The following is a 15,459-nucleotide window of genomic DNA, read 5'->3' as shown; positions in this document are numbered from 1 at the left end:
GTGCAGAGCAAAGGCGAACGCCGCCGTCAACCAGGCAGGGTCGAGGAGTGCTGAGACGGCGGCGCGGCGAGCAACCCGGCCGCAGCCAGGGCATCCCACAGCTCCTCAGGCACCACGATTCCGGACCGTCGCACCGTCTCGTCCACCTGCGCCTCGGTGCGGACGCCGACCACCGTCGACACCACGGCCGGGTGCCGGCGGACGAAGGCGAGCGCGGCCTGCGGCAGGGTGACCCCGTACGTCTCGCAGACCGCGGCGATCCGCCGGGCCCGCTCGATCAACTGCGCCGGGGCCTGTTCGTAGTTGTAGACGGCGTCGGCCGGTGGCCGGTCCCGCGACAGCAGCCCCGAGTTGTAGACGCCCGCGATGACCACGCCCACCCCCCGGTTCTCGGCGGCCGGCAGCAGGTCGTCGGCCGCACCCTGCTCGAGCAGGGTGTACCGCCCGGCGCACATCATCACGTCGACGTCGGTCTCCCGCACGAACCGCGCCAGCATCGCCGACTGGTTCATGCCGGCGCCGATGGCCCCCACGACGCCCTGGTCCCGCAGGTCGATGAGGGCGGGTACGGCTTCGTGTGCGGCCTGCTCCCAGTGGTCGTCCGGGTCGTGCAGGTAGACGATGTCGAACCGGTCCAGCCCGGTCCGCTCCAGGCTGGCCTCGATCGAGCGGTAGACGCCGTCGCGGCTGAAGTCCCACACCCGCCGATGCGTCGCGGGCACGTCGAACCCGTCGGAGTCCCGCAGGTGCGCGTCCTCGGGCGAGGGCACCAGGAGCCGCCCGACCTTCGTCGACACCACGTACTCGTCGCGTGGCCGGTGGCGCAGCGCGGCGCCGAGTCGGCGCTCGGACAGCCCGAGACCGTAGTGCGGCGCGGTGTCGAAGTACCGGACGCCCGCCTCCCACGCGGCGTCGACCGCCGCCGCGAACTCCTCGTCCGTCGTGGTCCGGTACAGGTTGCCGCCCTGGGCGGCGCCGAAGCCCAGCTCGCTGAGGCGTACCTGCGGGCGGCGGGGCAGTGCGCGGGCCATCATGACGCCGCCAGCCGGTAGACCCGACGTGCCGTGTCGCCCCACACCGACGCCTGGTCGGCCGCGTCCAGGCCGTCCAGCAGCTCCGCCAGGGTGTCGACCCACCGCTGGTACGAACTGGCGAGCAGGCAGACCGGCCAGTCCGAGCCGTACATCAGTCGGTCCGGCCCGAACGCGTCCACTGCGTCCTCGACGGCGGGTCGCAGGTCCGCCGGCGTCCAGTGCGGCAGCGGCACCTCGGTCACCAGCCCGGAGAGCTTCGCCGTGGTGTTGGGCGAGGCTGCGAACGCCCGCAGGTCCCGCCGCCACTCGGCGAACTCCGGACGGCCCAGGGCGGGCTTGCCCAGGTGGTCGAGGACGAAGCTCACCTCGGGCAGGTCGCGCGCGAGACGCGCGGCCATGGGGAGCTGGTGCTGGCGGACCAGCACGTCGTAGACGAGGCCGGCGGCACCGACCGCCGCGATGCCCCGACGGACGTCCGGACGGTCCAGGTACGCCGGGTCCGGCTCGCTCTGCACGAGGTGCCGGATGCCGACGAGACGGTCCCCTCCCGGGCCGGCCCGCAGCAGGTCGAGGCGCTCCGGGACGTCATCGGCGGTCAGGTCCACCCAGCCGACCACCCCCCGCACCAGGGGGTCGTCGGCGGCGACGGTCAGCAGATCCACCGTCTCGACCGCCGAGGCGATGGACTGCACCACCACGGTCGCGGTGACCCCGGCCGCCCGCGCCAGGGGCGCGAGGTCGGCGGGTTCGAAGTCAGCGTCGATCGCCGCCATGGTCACCGGGTCGATCCACGGTTGGGGGTGCTGTGCGCGAACCCAGAGGTGGTGGTGCGCGTCGACGATTCCGGCTCGTCCGGGCCCCTGCGCGCTCGTCATCGGCCCAACCAGCCGCCGTCGACGGGCAACACGATCCCGTTGACGTAGTCCGACGCGGACGACGCCAGGAACACGGTGGCCCCGCCGAGGTCGTCGGCCCGGCCCCAGCGCCCGGCCGGGATCCGGCCGAGGATCGCCTGGTTGCGGTCGGGGTCGTCGCGCAGCGCCCGGGTGTTGTCGGTGGCGATGTAGCCGGGCGCGATGGCGTTGACGTTCACCCCGTGGGCCGCCCACTCGTTCGCCAGCGCCTTGGTGAGGCCGGCCACGCCCGACTTGGACGCGGCGTAACCGGGAACGGTGATGCCGCCCTGGAAGCTCAGCAACGACGCGGTGAAAATGATCTTCCCTCGGCCGCGCTCGACCATCGTCCGGCCGATCTCCCGACTCAGGACGAACTGGCTGCTGAGGTTCACCTGGATGACGTGGTCCCACATCTCGTCCGGGTGCTCCGCGGCCGGCGTGCGGGCGATCGTGCCGCCGTTGTTCACCAGGATGTCGACCGGTCCGAGAGCGACGATGTCGCGGGCCAGCCCGTGCACCGCCGCCCGGTCGCCGAGGTCCGCGCGCAGGGCGGTGAATTGGCGGCCGGTGGCGCGCACCCGGCGTTCGACCTCGCTGCCGTCGGCTTCGAGCTGGGCGGAGACGCCCACGATGTCGGCGCCGGCCAGGGCCAGGGCCTCGGCCATGGCGAGGCCGATACCGCGCCGTGCCCCGGTCACGACCGCGGTCTGGCCGGACAGGTCGAACAACGGCGTCACTGGTCGACCTCCCGCACATCGAGCAGCACTTTCATGACGCCGCCGCCCTCCAGCGCCGCGAAGGCGGCGCTGGCCGCACCGACCGGCTCGACCCGGGAGATGAGCTGCTGTGCCGGGATCGCACCCGAGGCGACCAGCCGGATCGCCTCCACCATGTCGTCGCGCTGATAGAGCCGGGCACCGAGGAGTTCCAGCTCCCGCCAGAAGAACCGGTGCAGGTTGACCTCCCGGGGCTGGGGGTGGATCGCCACCATGACCAGCCGCCCGCGAGTGGTGAGGACGTCGACCGCCGTGCTGACGCCGGCCGGCGAGCCGGACACCTCGAAGGCGATGTCGGCGCCCGCGCCCTCGGTACGGTCGTTGACCAGCGCCACCACATCGGTCGATCGCGGGTCGACGGCCTCGATCCCGATCCCCTCCGCCACCTCGCGCCGGAACGGGTCCGGCTCGACGAGAAGGACCCGCGCGCCGCGGTCGCGCGCGACGGTCGCGATGAGGACACCGACCGGCCCACCGCCGACCACGACCACCTGGTCGTCGGCGGTCACGTTCCCCCGGCGTACGTCGTGCACGGCGACCGCCACCGGCTCGACGAGCGCGGCGTGGTCCAGGGGCAGGTCCTCCGGAAGCGGCAGGACCAACTCCACCGGCACGGTCCAGGAGGACTGCATCGCACCCGGCGAGTCGATGCCGAGGAAGTTCATCGCGTGGCAGATGTGGGAGTTGCCCCGCTGGCAGGCGGCGCACCGCCCGCAGGGGCGGGTCGGCATCACGGTGACGGGCTGACCGAGGTTCCAGCCGGTCACGCCCTCGCCGACGGCCGCGATGCGCCCGGACATCTCATGCCCGATGATCGCGGAGTCACCAACCCGGGCGTCCATGTCGCCGTGGTAGATGTGCAGATCCGTGCCGCAGATCCCGGTGTACGCCACCTCGATCCGCACCTGGCCGGGGCCTGGTGGCTCCGGGTCACGATCCTCGATGCCGAGGTGTCGTGCCCCCCGGTAGACGACTGCCTTCATCGTTCCTCCGTCTCGACGGTCGGTACGTCGGTCGTGCCGACCGGGCATGGTCGTGGGTGCACCGCCGTCGCGATGCACCCACGCCGTCCCTGTTCTGGTGGTCAGCTCAGTGCCGTACGGTCGGCGACACCTCGTTGCGGGGGTTCAGTGGTACGACCGGCACCTGACGGGTGGGGATCACCCCGTCGAACCCGGCCAGCAGCCGCCGCCCGGCCCGCTCCGGGCGGACGTTGGGGCTGTCGGCCGTCTGCGCCTGCGGGCGGCGGTTGGCCGCCCGGATCCGCTCCTCGTCCACCCGGATCCCGAGCCCGGGTGAGTCGCCGAGGATGAAGGCGCCGTCCTCGACGTGCAGGTCGATGGAGATCCCGACCGGTGGGTGCAGGTCCTGCAACTCGCTGGTCAGGTGGTTCGGCACCGACGTCGCGGCGTGCAGCAGCCCGACCGGGCTGTTGCCGATCGGGCTGACCGGCAGGTCGTGGGCGTGGGCCAGGGCGGACGCCCGCAGGAAGTGGGTGACGCCCCAGACGGCCGCCATCTGGACGATGTCGACCGCGCCGGCGGCGATCAGCGGCCGGTACTGTTCGAGCCCGGTGAGGTTCTCACCGGTGGCGACCGACGCGCACACGCCCCGGCTGACCGCGGCCAGACCCTCGGCGTCCCACCGCCGCACCGGCTCCTCGATCCAGATGAGATCCAGTGTGCGTTCCAGCTCGCAGACGTGCCGGACGGCCTGCTTGCGGGTCCACGCCTCGTTGACGTCGAGCATCAGGCCCGGCCGCCGGCCGCGCCCGGCCTCGGTCAGGACCTCCCTGACCAGGCTCAGACGGTGCCGGTCGCTCTCGATGTCGAGGCCGCCCTTGAGCTTGGCCGCTCGCAGGCCGTGGCTCGCGTAGACCTCGTACTCGGCGACGAGTTCATCGTCGGTGAGCCCGATGTCCAGGCCGGACGCGTAGGCGGTGACCTGCCGGTCCCGTCCGCCCAGCAGCCGCCACAGCGGCTCGCCGGCAGCCTGCGCCTTGATGTCCCACAGGGCGGTGTCGAGAGCGCCGATGGTGCCGAAGACCGGCCCCGCGTGGCCCGCCTTGAAGGTGTGCCGCAGCATCCGGTCGTACAGGGTCGTCACCGCACGGGGGTCTTCGCCCTCGATCGCCGCGAAGATCCGCTCGATCTCGACGTGCGGTCCGAGGGCGACTCCCGAGATGCCCTCGTCGGTGTCGACGATGACGATGGAGACCGGAACCTGCCCGTCGGCGAACACACCGTTGGCGTCGCCGACGGGTCGCCCCCATTCCTGGACCGTGGTGAGCGTCCGATATCCAGTGATCCGCATGTTAACCCTTCGTGGAACCGGCGGCTACGCCGTCGGCAATTTGGCGCTGGAGGAACAGGTAGACCAATAGGACGGGTATCGCGGCGATCAGCACCCCGGAGGCGAAGGTCGGGATGTTGTCGGAGTACTGGCCGCGCAACGAGGTCACCCCGATCATGAGCGTCCGGTTCTCCGCCGAGGGCATCATCACCAACGCCATGAGGACGTCGTTCCAGCAGAACAGGGTGTTGAGGATGCCCACCGACAGCAGCGCCGGGGTGCCGAGTGGCAGCATGATCCGGCGGTAGACGCCGTACACCGTGTTGCCGTCGATCCGCGCGGCGTCGACGATCTCCGGCGGGATGCCCCGGTAGTAGCTGGTCATCAGGAAGACCGTGAAGGGCAGGAACTGGGCCACGTAGACCAGGATCAGGCCGGGGTACGTGTCGATCAGCGCGGTGTCCGCCATGATCCGGGCGAGCGGCACCATGACCACCTGGAACGGGATGAAGAGCCCGGCGAGGCAGCCCAGGAACAACGCCGACGAGCCGCGGAACCGCAGTTGGCTCAGGGCGAAGCCGGCCATCGACCCGAGCAGCAGCAACAGGAGGACCGACAGCGTCACCACGACGAGCGAGTTGACGAAGTAACGGCCCATCCCGGCGCTGGTCCACGCCGTGCTGATGTTCGCCCAGTTCAGGGAGTCGGTCAGGGAGAACCGGTCGAGAATGTACTCCCGGCGGGTCTTCAACGCGACGTTGGCGGTGAAGAGCAGGGGGTAGATCGTCGCCAGCGCGAGCAGTGACATGGGGATGGCGAGCAACCACCATCCCAGACGAGCCCGGCGCATCAGTCCTCCTTCCCGGACCGGTCGAGCAGCTTGATCTGCAGCAGCCCCACCACGAGCATGATCACGAAGAGGATGGTCGACGCGGCCGACGCGAGCGCCGGGCGGTTCATCTGACCCTGCTGGATCCAGATGTAGTACTCCGGCAGGTAGGTGGAACCCTCCGGGCCACCGCTGGTCATCACGAACAGCAGCCCGAACATCGAGGTCAGCATCCCGATCATCGTGGTCACGAAGACGAACTGGATGGTCCGGGCGAGGCTCGGAACGATCACGTGCCAGACGACCTGGCGCAGCGACGCCCCGTCCACCCGGGCGGCGTCCAGGAGTGCGGCGTCGAGCGTGGCGAAGCCGGCGAGGAACACCACCAGAGCCATGCCGAAGGTTGCCCAGATGTGCACCCCCACGACCATGAACATGGCGATGTCGGGGTCACCGAGCCAGTCCACCGCACCGACGCCGAACGACCCGAGCACCGCGTTGAGCGGGCCGTCGAAGGCGAGCAGCAGGTTGAAGATCGCACCGACGATGACCGGTGAGAGCACCGCCGGGAAGAAGTAGACGCTGCGGTAGAAGCGGTGGCCGGGCACCCGAAGATAGATGAACGTGGCGAGCAGACCGGGGATGGCCACCGCCACCGGGAGCAGCAGCACCAGCAGCCCGACGTTGCGCAGCGCGGTCCGGAACAGCTGGTCACCGAACAGCTCCTGGTAGTTGCCGAACCCGACCGCCTCTCCGTTCTGGTCACCGTCGCCGGTGAAGGAGAAGTTGACCCCGAGGATCAGCGGGTAGAGCCGCAGCAGCACGATGATCAGGACGGCCGGAGCGACAAGGATGTAGGGGGCGTAGCGCTCGGCGCCCAGGCCGCCACGGGGGCGTGCGCCACCGCGGTGCGCGGGGGATGTGACCGCCGGACCGCCGGCCCGCCCGGCCGAAGCCAGGCGGACCGACGGTTGCGTGTTTCCGATCGGCACGAGGTCAGCCTGCCTGGTCGGAAGCAGCCAGCTGCTTCACCACCTCGTCGACGGTGATCGAACCGCTGAGCAGCTGCTGGGAGAGGCGTCCCATGAGGTCGATCGTCTTCGAGGAGAGCGCGACGTGCAGAGCGGGCTTACCGCTCTTCAGCTCGCTCACGATCGTGCTTGCGGCCGGGCCGGCCTGCGACACGTCGATGGTGGTGTCGGCGGCGATCGCGCCGGCATCGGCGTAGAACGCCTTCAACGCGTCGGCCGAGGTCAGCGAGCGCACCAGGTCTGCGGCCACCTTCGGGTCCTTCGTCCACTTGGCGACCGCGTATCCGATACCACCGTCGTACGGCAGACTCGGGGTGGTGCCGGCGGTGACCACCGGGGGCTTCATGACGCCGAGCTTCTCCGGGGTGAGGAACTCGTTGAAGGCCTTCCAGTGCCCGACGTCCGACATCAGGCCCATGACGTGGGCGGCCTTGCCGGACTGGAAGGCCGCGAAGGAGTCGTTGAACATCGCGGTCGAGTTGGCCCCGTCCGTGTTCATCTTCTTGTCGCCGGTCTCCTTCCACGTTTCGAAGACCCGCTTCACGTTCGGCGACGTCCAGTCACGCTTGCCGGTGATCCAGGCGTCGTACTCCGCGGCGGTGAGGGTGACCGACCCCATGCTGGAGAGCCAGAACTGGATGCCGACGCCCTCCTTGTTGCCGAGAGCGAAGCACTTGGAGCCGGCCTTGGCGACGGCGGCGCAGTCCGCGACGAACTTGTCCCAGGTGGTGGCCGGGCTGGCCGGGTCGAGGCCGGCCTTCTGGTAGATGTCCTTGTTGTAGTAGATCGGGTAACCCTGCAGCGTCACCGGGCTGCCGTAGACCTTGCTGTCCTTGGTGAACGCCTCCCACCCGGCCAGCCGCTGCTTGTCCTCGGCCACGTAGTCGGTGATCGGCACCAGCGCGTCCACCCGGTCGCGGATCTGGCCGCCGCCGTTGAACATCATGACGTCGGGGCCCTTGCCGGACTGAATCGCCGCACCGAGCAGGGTGTAGTACTGGTCGAAGGGCTGGGCGACGAACTCGACCTCGACGTCGGCGTGCTTCTTCTTGAAGTCGGCCTTGGCCTTGTCCAGATAGGATTTGGCGAACGGCTCGCCGGACTTCCAGTCCCACACCACCAGCTTGCCGTCCGAGCTGGTTGACTTGCCCGAATCGCTAGCACTTCCACAACCGGCCAGGGCCAGGCCCACAACGAGGACGGCCGACCATATTGCGCGCTGTCTCATCAGTTGTCACCTCTGTATGGGGGATGGCCGGCGGGTGCCCCGCGAGCCAATGTTGACGGGAAGGTAACTCGTATGACGTGTGACGTCAACACTCGGCCGTACACTGACCCAGACGTCGTGCCACGGCGAGCCATTCGGAGGGGGACATGACGCCACCGCAGGAGACAGCCCTGAACAGCCCGGGGACCCCGGCATGGGTGCGTCGGCCGACCAACCTCGCCAGGGCGGTCACCGCCGAACTGGTGGAGCGCATCGTCCGCGGCGTCCACCCGTCCGGGACGTCCCTCCCCCCCGAGCCGATCCTCTGCGAGACCTTCGGTGTGAGCCGGACCGTCGTCCGGGAAGCAGTCAAGATCCTTCAGGAGAAGGGGCTGGTGCAGGTCCGCCAGGGCGCCGGCACCATGGTCACCCCACCGTCACACTGGGACATGCTCGACGAGCTCGTCCTCGCGGCCACCATCGCGGTGGACGACAGCTTCGCCATCCTCGACGACCTGGTCGTCACCCGACGGGTGCTGGAGTCCGACATGGCGAACGTCGCCGCCCGCCTCGCCGACGCCGAGACCATCGACCAACTGCGGGCCATGGTGGACCGGATGGACGAACTCGTCGACGACCACGTCACCTACCACGACCACGACCGGGCCTTCCACGACACGATCATGCAGGCGTCCGGGAACCGCATCGCCCGTGGCGTCGTCCGCGCGCTGGAGAGCCAGGTCATCAACACCGCCCGCTACATGGGCCGCACCGAACGCGCGTTGTGCGTGGCGTCCAACCAGGGCCACCGACGCATCTACGAACGCATCGCCGCCCACGACTCCGACGGCGCCGCAGCGGCGATGTTCACCCACATCACCGAGGCCTGGCTGGTCCGCCGCAGCGGCTCGGGGAACCCGGATCGCCTCGCACGCTGACCGGCACGGGGCAACGCCCACCTCGGATACCGGAGTGGGCGCCGCCAGCTGGGGTCGACCCCGTGTCACGAGAACTGCGCGAAGAACCGCCAGATCTCACCCTTGGTCCAGGTCGTGATGCCGCTCTCGGCATAGGTGCCGTCCACCGGGCCGGGCATGTGACCGTTGTCGTACGCGGCCCACTGCACCGGGTAACCGGCCCGGCAACCGGAGTACGCGGTGGTGATGTGCGTACGGCTGCCGCCGGCCGGCTCGCGCGGGCTCTGGGCGGTGCAACCATTGTTCCGGACGAAGGTGTCGCGCAGCGCCCTGCCCTGGGAGATGTTCAGGACGTTGTCCGAGATGCCGTGCAGCCCGAAGTACGCGATCGGCTGCGTACCGCCGCTGCAACCGCTGATCTGCGCGCCGGAGATGACCGCGACGGCCCGGAAGACGGTGGCCCGCGCGCAGGCGACGGCGTAGCTCATGCCGCCACCCCAGCTGAAGCCGAGCGCGAACCGCTGCCTCGGGTTGACGCAGAGGCTGCTCTCGATACGGCTGATCATGTCGTCGACGAAGGTGATGTCCTCACCGCCGGAGTTGCCCCAGCCGTTGCCGAATCCCTGGGGGGCGACCAGGATCGCGCTGTTGTTCGACTGTTCCTGCTGCCCGTAGTAGGACCAGGCGGCCCCGCTCGTACCGCCGGAGGAGATCTCCTGCATGGTGCCGCCCCGCCAGTGGAAGGCGAAGATCAGCCGATAGGGGTTGCTGTTGTTGTAGTTGGCAGGCACCCGCAGGATGAAGGTACGGCTCTTGCCGTTGCTCTGGATCGTGTGGGTCCCGCTGGACAGCGTCGGCGCCTTGCCGCACCCGCTGCCACCCGTCGGCGGAGGGTTGCCGCCGTCGACGGGGACGAGTTGCCACTGCTGGTTCGCGCCGCCCCAGTCGGCGTACTGCACGATGTTGCCACCGTCGGCCGTGGACGCGCCCTGCACCTCGACGACCTTGTTGCTGTTGCGGTTGATCAGCCGAACGTGACCACCGTCCGAATCGGCCAGCCGGAACTGCTGGTTCGTCCCGTTGAGGTCGGACCACTGCACGATCGCGCCGCCGTCGGCGGTGGAGAAGTTGCTGACATCCAGCACCTTGCCCGAGTGCCGCGACTTGATCCGGTAGTAGCCGCCTCCGGAGTCCACGAACTGCCACTGCTGGTTGGCGCCGTTGTTACGGGTCCACTGGCTGATCCGCGCGCCGTCGTTGGTGGCTGCGGCGTACAGGTCCAGGGCCTTGCCGCTGTTGCGGTTGACCAGGGTGTACCACGCGTTGGTGTCCACCGTCGCGGCCGCCGCGGGTGCTGCGTTGACGGCGACGAGTGTACCGGCGGCCAGCACCGCGGCCGCCGCTGCGGCCAACCCTGACCGCCAGCGACGTCTCTGTCGAGAGGCGGGACGAGCCTCATCGAGGGCATTCATGGTCCACTCCTTCGATCGGGGTCACCGGCGGGCAGAGCGCCCACGCGTGCCCTGGCGGGTGTGCCGGCGTCCGGGTGGTGGCGTCAGCACGTTCGGGGGTGTGGTGCGGGCAACCTGCGGCCAGCGGCGTACGTCGATGGCGATGCCACGATCCGGGCTTCGCGGCAGGCCCGCGTCGAACCGCACGGCGTGCCGTCCTGGCTCCCGACGGCCGCTCGGCCCGCGGGTGAAAATTAGCGCTTGAAACGTCATACGTCAAATGATTGGCGTCGATCCAAGTGATCGTTAGAACTGACGTCGGCGCGACGGTTATGACGGCCCGCCCAACCGGGCGGGCCGCCTGTCGTCACACCTCCCCGGGGCGGGCGCCGGCCGGATCCCGATCGGCCGGCAGCCCCCTCTCCCCCGGGTCGGTGGTGACGATCGCTAGCCGATTCGGACCAGTTGCCACTGCTGGTTCGTGCCGCCCCAGTCGGCGTACTGCACGATGTTGCCACCATCGGCCGTGGACGCGCCCTGCACCTCGACGACCTTGTTGCTGTTGCGGTTGATCAACCGGACGTAACCATCGGACGAATTGGCGAGTCGGAACTGCTGGTTCGTCCCGTTGAGGTCGGACCACTGCACGATCGCGCCACCGTCGGCGGTGGAGAAGTTGCTGACGTCCAGCACCTTGCTGGAGTTGCGGGACTTCACCCGGTAGTAGCCGCCGCCCGAGTCGACGAACTGCCACTGCTGGTTGTTGCCGTTGTTGCGCGTCCACTGGCTGATCCGCGCGCCGTCGTTGGTGGCTGCGGCGTACACGTCCAGCGCCTTGCCGCTGTTTCTGTTCAGCAACACGTACCAGGCGCTGGTGTCCACCCCGGAGCCCGGCGGGGGCGTGGTGGGCGGGGTGGAGCCGCCGTTGAGGGCGTCCAGCACGGCGTTGTACGCGGACTTCTTGTTGCCGTTGCAGTCGAAGAGCAGGGCGTTGTCGGAGCCACGCCACGAGTCGCAGTCGCGCACGCCCCAGGTGGTGATGCCGGTGCAGCGCGAAACAGCCAGGCAGGCGCGGGTGACGGCGGCGTAGATGTTGGCCTGGTTGCCGCCGGTCATCACGTCCAGCTCGGTGATCTGCACGTCCACACCGAGATCAGCGAACCGCTGCAGGTTCGCCTGGTAGTCACCGGCCAGCGAGGTGCCCAGGTGCGACTGGAACCCCACACAGTCGATCGGCACACCACGGGACCTGAAGTCCCGCACCATGTTGTAGATCCCCGTCGACTTCGCGTTGATCCCGTCGGTGTTGTAGTCGTTGTAACACAACTTCGCACCCGGATCCGCCGCCCGCGCCGCCCGGAACGCCGCCTCGATCCAGTCATTACCGGTGCGCTGCAGATTCGAGTCCCGCCGCCCACCAGAACCACCATCGGCGAACGCCTCGTTCACCACATCCCACGAGTGAATCTTGCCCCGGAAATGCGTCGCCACCTGCGTCACGTGGTTCATCGCCGCGTTGCGCAACGCGCTGCCCGACATGCCCTGCGCCCAACCCGGCTGCTGTGCGTGCCACAACAACGTGTGGCCCCGCACGCTCATGCCGTTGGCCTGCGCGTGACTGACCAGGCGATCACCACTGGAGTAGGTGAACACGCCCTGTTGCGGCTCGGTGGAGCTCCACTTCATCTCGTTCTCGGGCACCACACTGTTGAACTCGCGGTTCAGGATCGTCGTGTAGGCGCTGGTGGAGAGCTTGTTGACGGCGACAGCCGCGCCGAAGTAGCGACCCTTCTCGGCGGCGGCCGCCTTCAGGGTCGTGCCGGCGCCGGCGGCAGGAGTCAGCGCCACCGTCATACCGGTGGTGAGGGCGACGGCGATGGTCGCCGCCGCCAGCATCGTTCTCTTGGATTTCATGGCGTTCCTTCTCAGTGGTTGCATCGGTGGTGGTGATGTGCCACTTCCATCGGGACGACCGAGCGGGGCGGTCATCCTGGCCGCCCGGCATCAGAACGCACAGTCCGAAACGGCTGTCACCGGCACCTGCCGGGTCCCGATGACGTCCACATGCCCTTGCGGACGTCGTGATCGGAGGTACGACCCCGTGCGGCTCGCCCGGTGAGCCAAGGCAGCGATCGCCCTCTATATCGAGAGTGAGCGATAACATGCCGTTCGTCAAGACGTAACGGGCCGGTCACGTCGATCCCCCGCAACGCCATGTTTCGCAGGGCACCAGACGCGCAGAGCAGCTGTGCTCAGTCACCACCTGACCAGCGGACGAGCCGTACCAGCGCGCTGCCGGGGTCGGACCGGACTGCGACCCTGTTATCGCTCACAGTCGTCGGCCGACGACGACCCGGCGGCGCACCGCCCGGTTCACGAGCAGCCGGTGGCCGATCCGCTCGGAGACGGCTGCGCCCGGCCGGGTAGGTGACCACGCAGCCCGTCGGCGCGTATGCCGGCCACCAGGTCGGCGGTGGTGTGCGCCTCGATGCCGGGCTGCGCGGCGTCGGCGAACTGCTCGACGACCGCCCGGACGTGTCGCTCGGCGGGTGCGGCGAGCCCGTCGTAGATGGCCGCGAACAATTCCCGCGCCGGACGCCGGAGCCAGTCGCGCGGGAGGAGTTCCACCGGCAACTGCGGATCGAGGACGGGGAACCGCCGGAAGGTGTCCATCACCTCGGTACGCGCCCGCACCGCGGCGGCGCCGTCGACCTGCCCGGACACCACACCGGGCAACAACGGCGTCCAGCGCCGGAGAAACGCGTCGTAACTCCGGCTGATCGCCTCGATGTCCCACGCCTCGATCGGCGCGCGGTGGATGGTCGAGGCGAGCGCGGTCTGTCGCCCGCGAAACACCGTCACGGCGCCGAGGGTGAGCCGATCGAGTTCGGCCCGAGCCGCAGGAGTCAGCTCCTGCGGCGAAATCCACAACCCGTCGTACAGCGGCGCGTAACCGAGCCACCGAAGTTGTGCCCGCAGCGCCCGGCGCTGCGTACTGCGATCCTGCGGCAGCGAGAAGGCGACGATGGTCCAGCACCCGTCCCACCGCGCCGTGGAGGTGGTGGAGGCGAGGATCCAGTGCCCACCGGCGGAGAGGTTGGCGGCGGCGGCGCGACTGAGCCGGTAGGAGCTGCGTCGCCCCAGTCGGCTGCCCTCCAGGACGCCGCGGCGGGCCAACCGGCTGATCGCGGTCCGGGCTCCGGCCGTCGTCACGCCGGTCTCCCCGAGCAGCGCCACGATGGCGGCGGACGGAAGGGCGACCCGGGTCCGCAGCGTGTAGTCGGCGAGCAGGGTCACCGCGACACCCTGGGGCGAGTTGCCGACCTGCCTTCGGGGCAGCCGGAGTGGGTGGTCTCCGTCGTCCGGATAGATCTCGTCGATGTCGAAGAGGCTTGCCACAGGCGCTCCGTGCTCCTCGGGGACGGTATGACGACTGTAGACGGAGCACCGCGACTCACCACATAGAGAATCCTCGATTGACACTTGTTGGTCCGGAGGGAACACTAATTGCCACGCGACGCCATCCGAAGCCGGGCTGGGCGAGCCACAGGTACCGGGCATCGTGCGATCACCGCGGGAATCGGGCAGCCCCGCGACCGGACCGCACGGCCAATTCAGCCTGCACCGCCAATCAAAGGAGTCGTGCGGTGAAAATCAGAAGGAAACTGCTACTCGCCCTGGCCGCATCGCTGGTGGCGACCGGCCTGGTGGCCCCCACGGTCGGGCCCGCGTACGCGGCGTCACTGACCGAGGTGACCAGCTTCGGCGACAACCCGGGCCGGATGCGCATGCACATCTACGTGCCGGACAACCGACCGGCGCGGCCAGGGGTCGTGGTGGCCATGCACGGCTGCGGCGGGTCCGGCCCGGGCTTCTACTCCGGCAGCGAGTTCGCCAGCCTCGCCGACCGCTACGGATACATCGTCATCTACCCGTCGGCGACCCAGCAGGCCGGGTTCGGCAACTGCTTCGACACCTGGTCGGACGCCGCCAAACGGCGTGGTGGGGGCAGCGACCCGGTCTCGATCATCTCGATGATCCGGTACGCCCAACAGCAGTACGCGGCCGACCCGGACCGGGTCTACGCCACCGGCAGCTCGTCCGGCGGCATGATGACCAACCACATGCTGGCCCTCTACCCCGACGTGTTCAAGGCCGGCGCCGCGTTCATGGGCGTGCCGTTCAACTGCTTCGCCAACGCGGCGGACTACCCGCCCGGCAGCAGCCAGTGCACCGGCGGGAACATGAACCGGACTCCCCAGCAGTGGGGCGACGCGGTCCGCCAGGCGTACCCGGGCTACTCCGGGCCCCGGCCACGGGTGCAGCTGTGGCACGGCACCAACGACACGCTCGTGCCGTACTCGCTGTTGCAGGAGGCAATCGAGCAGTGGACCAACGTGTTCGGGCTGAGCCAGACACCCACCTCCACCGACACTCCCCAGGCCAACTGGAACCGCCGTCGGTACGCCGACAGCAGCGGCACGGTCCAGGTCGAGGCGTACAGCATCCAGGGGGCCGGGCACAGCCTGCCCTCCGGCGGCATGGCCGCGTCCGCCATCACGTTCTTCGGACTGACCAACCCCACGACGCCACCCCCGACCACCCCGCCGCCGACCACCCCGCCGCCGACCACTCCCCCGCCGACCACCCCGCCGCCGACGTCGGGCGCGTGCCGGGTGAGCGTCGACCTCAATGCCTGGAACACCGGGCTGACCGAGAACATCACCATCACGAACACCGGCACCAGTGCCGTCAACGGCTGGTCACTGGCCTTCACCCTGCCGGGTGGGCAGACCATCACCTCGGGCTGGAACGCCACCTACTCGCCCAGCTCCGGGCAGGTTACGGCCCGCAACGTCAGCTACAACGCCGCGATCCCCGCCAACGGCTCGGTGACCATCGGCTTCCAGGCCACCCACACCGGTAACAACGCCCGACCGTCCTCGTTCACGCTCAACGGCGCGTCCTGCACCATCGCCTGAGACCAGGCTGGCGTCAACAAGACCGTGCGCCGGTCACCATGCAG

At 69.4% G+C, this 15,459-nt stretch carries 13 protein-coding genes; 2 read left to right on the top strand and 11 right to left on the bottom strand.

Going from position 1 to position 15,459, the window contains the following annotated elements; translation table 11 throughout:
• Window positions 1-26 precede the first annotated feature (26 nt).
• The 8 genes from EV382_RS02180 to EV382_RS02145 form a co-directional block, all read right to left on the bottom strand.
• A complete protein-coding gene (locus EV382_RS02180; RefSeq protein ID WP_130399977.1) occupies window positions 27-1,034 on the bottom strand; it encodes an aldo/keto reductase in 1,008 nt (335 codons plus the stop codon).
• Window positions 1,031-1,909: an amidohydrolase family protein gene (locus EV382_RS02175; RefSeq protein WP_130399976.1), complete on the bottom strand. Its 879-nt coding sequence runs from the start codon at window positions 1,907-1,909 to the stop codon at window positions 1,031-1,033. The genes EV382_RS02180 and EV382_RS02175 overlap by 4 nt, the downstream gene beginning before the upstream one ends.
• On the bottom strand, window positions 1,906-2,667 hold the full coding sequence (locus EV382_RS02170; protein ID WP_130399975.1) for an SDR family NAD(P)-dependent oxidoreductase: 762 nt from the start codon (window positions 2,665-2,667) through the stop codon (window positions 1,906-1,908). The genes EV382_RS02175 and EV382_RS02170 overlap by 4 nt, the downstream gene beginning before the upstream one ends.
• A complete protein-coding gene (locus tag EV382_RS02165) occupies window positions 2,664-3,689 on the bottom strand; it encodes a zinc-dependent alcohol dehydrogenase (RefSeq protein WP_130399974.1) in 1,026 nt (341 codons plus the stop codon). Before EV382_RS02165 ends, EV382_RS02170 begins: the two co-directional genes overlap by 4 nt.
• A 106-nt stretch (window positions 3,690-3,795) precedes the next feature.
• Entirely contained in the window at window positions 3,796-5,019 is a 1,224-nt protein-coding gene (locus EV382_RS02160) for a mandelate racemase/muconate lactonizing enzyme family protein (RefSeq protein WP_130399973.1), read from the bottom strand.
• 1 nt (window position 5,020) lies between these two features.
• Entirely contained in the window at window positions 5,021-5,848 is an 828-nt protein-coding gene (locus EV382_RS02155) for a carbohydrate ABC transporter permease (protein WP_130399972.1), read from the bottom strand.
• Window positions 5,848-6,819 carry a carbohydrate ABC transporter permease gene (locus EV382_RS02150; protein ID WP_165435699.1) on the bottom strand — a complete coding sequence of 324 codons (972 nt, stop codon included), beginning with the start codon at window positions 6,817-6,819 and terminating at the stop codon, window positions 5,848-5,850. Before EV382_RS02150 ends, EV382_RS02155 begins: the two co-directional genes overlap by 1 nt.
• A 4-nt stretch (window positions 6,820-6,823) precedes the next feature.
• Window positions 6,824-8,086 (bottom strand): ABC transporter substrate-binding protein, encoded by a 1,263-nt coding sequence (locus EV382_RS02145; protein WP_130399971.1) that lies wholly within the window; start codon window positions 8,084-8,086, stop codon window positions 6,824-6,826.
• 146 nt (window positions 8,087-8,232) lie between these two features.
• Between EV382_RS02145 and EV382_RS02140 the strand changes: the two genes are divergently transcribed.
• Window positions 8,233-9,003: a FadR/GntR family transcriptional regulator gene (locus EV382_RS02140; RefSeq protein ID WP_130399970.1), complete on the top strand. Its 771-nt coding sequence runs from the start codon at window positions 8,233-8,235 to the stop codon at window positions 9,001-9,003.
• A 65-nt stretch (window positions 9,004-9,068) separates the two neighbouring features.
• Here EV382_RS02140 and EV382_RS02135 read toward each other — a convergent pair whose 3' ends face one another.
• The 3 genes from EV382_RS02135 to EV382_RS02125 all read right to left on the bottom strand — a co-directional run bounded on the left by EV382_RS02135 (window position 9,069) and on the right by EV382_RS02125 (window position 13,832).
• Complete coding sequence (locus tag EV382_RS02135; protein ID WP_130399969.1) at window positions 9,069-10,454, bottom strand: RICIN domain-containing protein; 1,386 nt, start codon at window positions 10,452-10,454, stop codon at window positions 9,069-9,071.
• Between the two features lie 426 nt (window positions 10,455-10,880).
• Window positions 10,881-12,347, bottom strand: coding sequence for an endo-1,4-beta-xylanase (locus EV382_RS02130; protein WP_130399968.1), 1,467 nt, complete (start codon window positions 12,345-12,347; stop codon window positions 10,881-10,883).
• 459 nt (window positions 12,348-12,806) lie between these two features.
• Window positions 12,807-13,832, bottom strand: coding sequence for a PaaX family transcriptional regulator (locus tag EV382_RS02125; RefSeq protein ID WP_130399967.1), 1,026 nt, complete (start codon window positions 13,830-13,832; stop codon window positions 12,807-12,809).
• 248 nt (window positions 13,833-14,080) lie between these two features.
• Here EV382_RS02125 and EV382_RS02120 point away from each other — a divergent pair, with 248 nt between their 5' ends.
• Window positions 14,081-15,415, top strand: coding sequence for an extracellular catalytic domain type 1 short-chain-length polyhydroxyalkanoate depolymerase (locus EV382_RS02120; protein WP_130399966.1), 1,335 nt, complete (start codon window positions 14,081-14,083; stop codon window positions 15,413-15,415).
• Window positions 15,416-15,459 lie beyond the last annotated feature (44 nt).

Source organism: Micromonospora violae, assembly GCF_004217135.1.
In the GTDB taxonomy this organism is placed as follows: Bacteria; Actinomycetota; Actinomycetes; order Mycobacteriales; family Micromonosporaceae; genus Micromonospora; species Micromonospora violae.
The sequence above is the reverse complement of the archived record's forward strand: the minus strand, read 5'-3'. Positions and strand labels throughout refer to the sequence as shown.

Bases quoted from the DNA above. Each gene is read 5' to 3' on its own strand.
- EV382_RS02165 (WP_130399974.1), bottom strand. From the start codon at position 3,689: ATGAAGGCAGTCGTCTACCGGGGGGCACGACACCTCGGCATCGAGGAT.
- EV382_RS02175 (WP_130399976.1), bottom strand. From the start codon at position 1,909: ATGACGAGCGCGCAGGGGCCCGGACGAGCCGGAATCGTCGACGCGCAC.
- EV382_RS02160 (WP_130399973.1), bottom strand. From the start codon at position 5,019: ATGCGGATCACTGGATATCGGACGCTCACCACGGTCCAGGAATGGGGG.
- EV382_RS02140 (WP_130399970.1), top strand. From the start codon at position 8,233: ATGACGCCACCGCAGGAGACAGCCCTGAACAGCCCGGGGACCCCGGCA.
- EV382_RS02130 (WP_130399968.1), bottom strand. From the start codon at position 12,347: ATGAAATCCAAGAGAACGATGCTGGCGGCGGCGACCATCGCCGTCGCC.
- EV382_RS02145 (WP_130399971.1), bottom strand. From the start codon at position 8,086: ATGAGACAGCGCGCAATATGGTCGGCCGTCCTCGTTGTGGGCCTGGCC.
- EV382_RS02180 (WP_130399977.1), bottom strand. From the start codon at position 1,034: ATGATGGCCCGCGCACTGCCCCGCCGCCCGCAGGTACGCCTCAGCGAG.
- EV382_RS02155 (WP_130399972.1), bottom strand. From the start codon at position 5,848: ATGCGCCGGGCTCGTCTGGGATGGTGGTTGCTCGCCATCCCCATGTCA.
- EV382_RS02135 (WP_130399969.1), bottom strand. From the start codon at position 10,454: ATGAATGCCCTCGATGAGGCTCGTCCCGCCTCTCGACAGAGACGTCGC.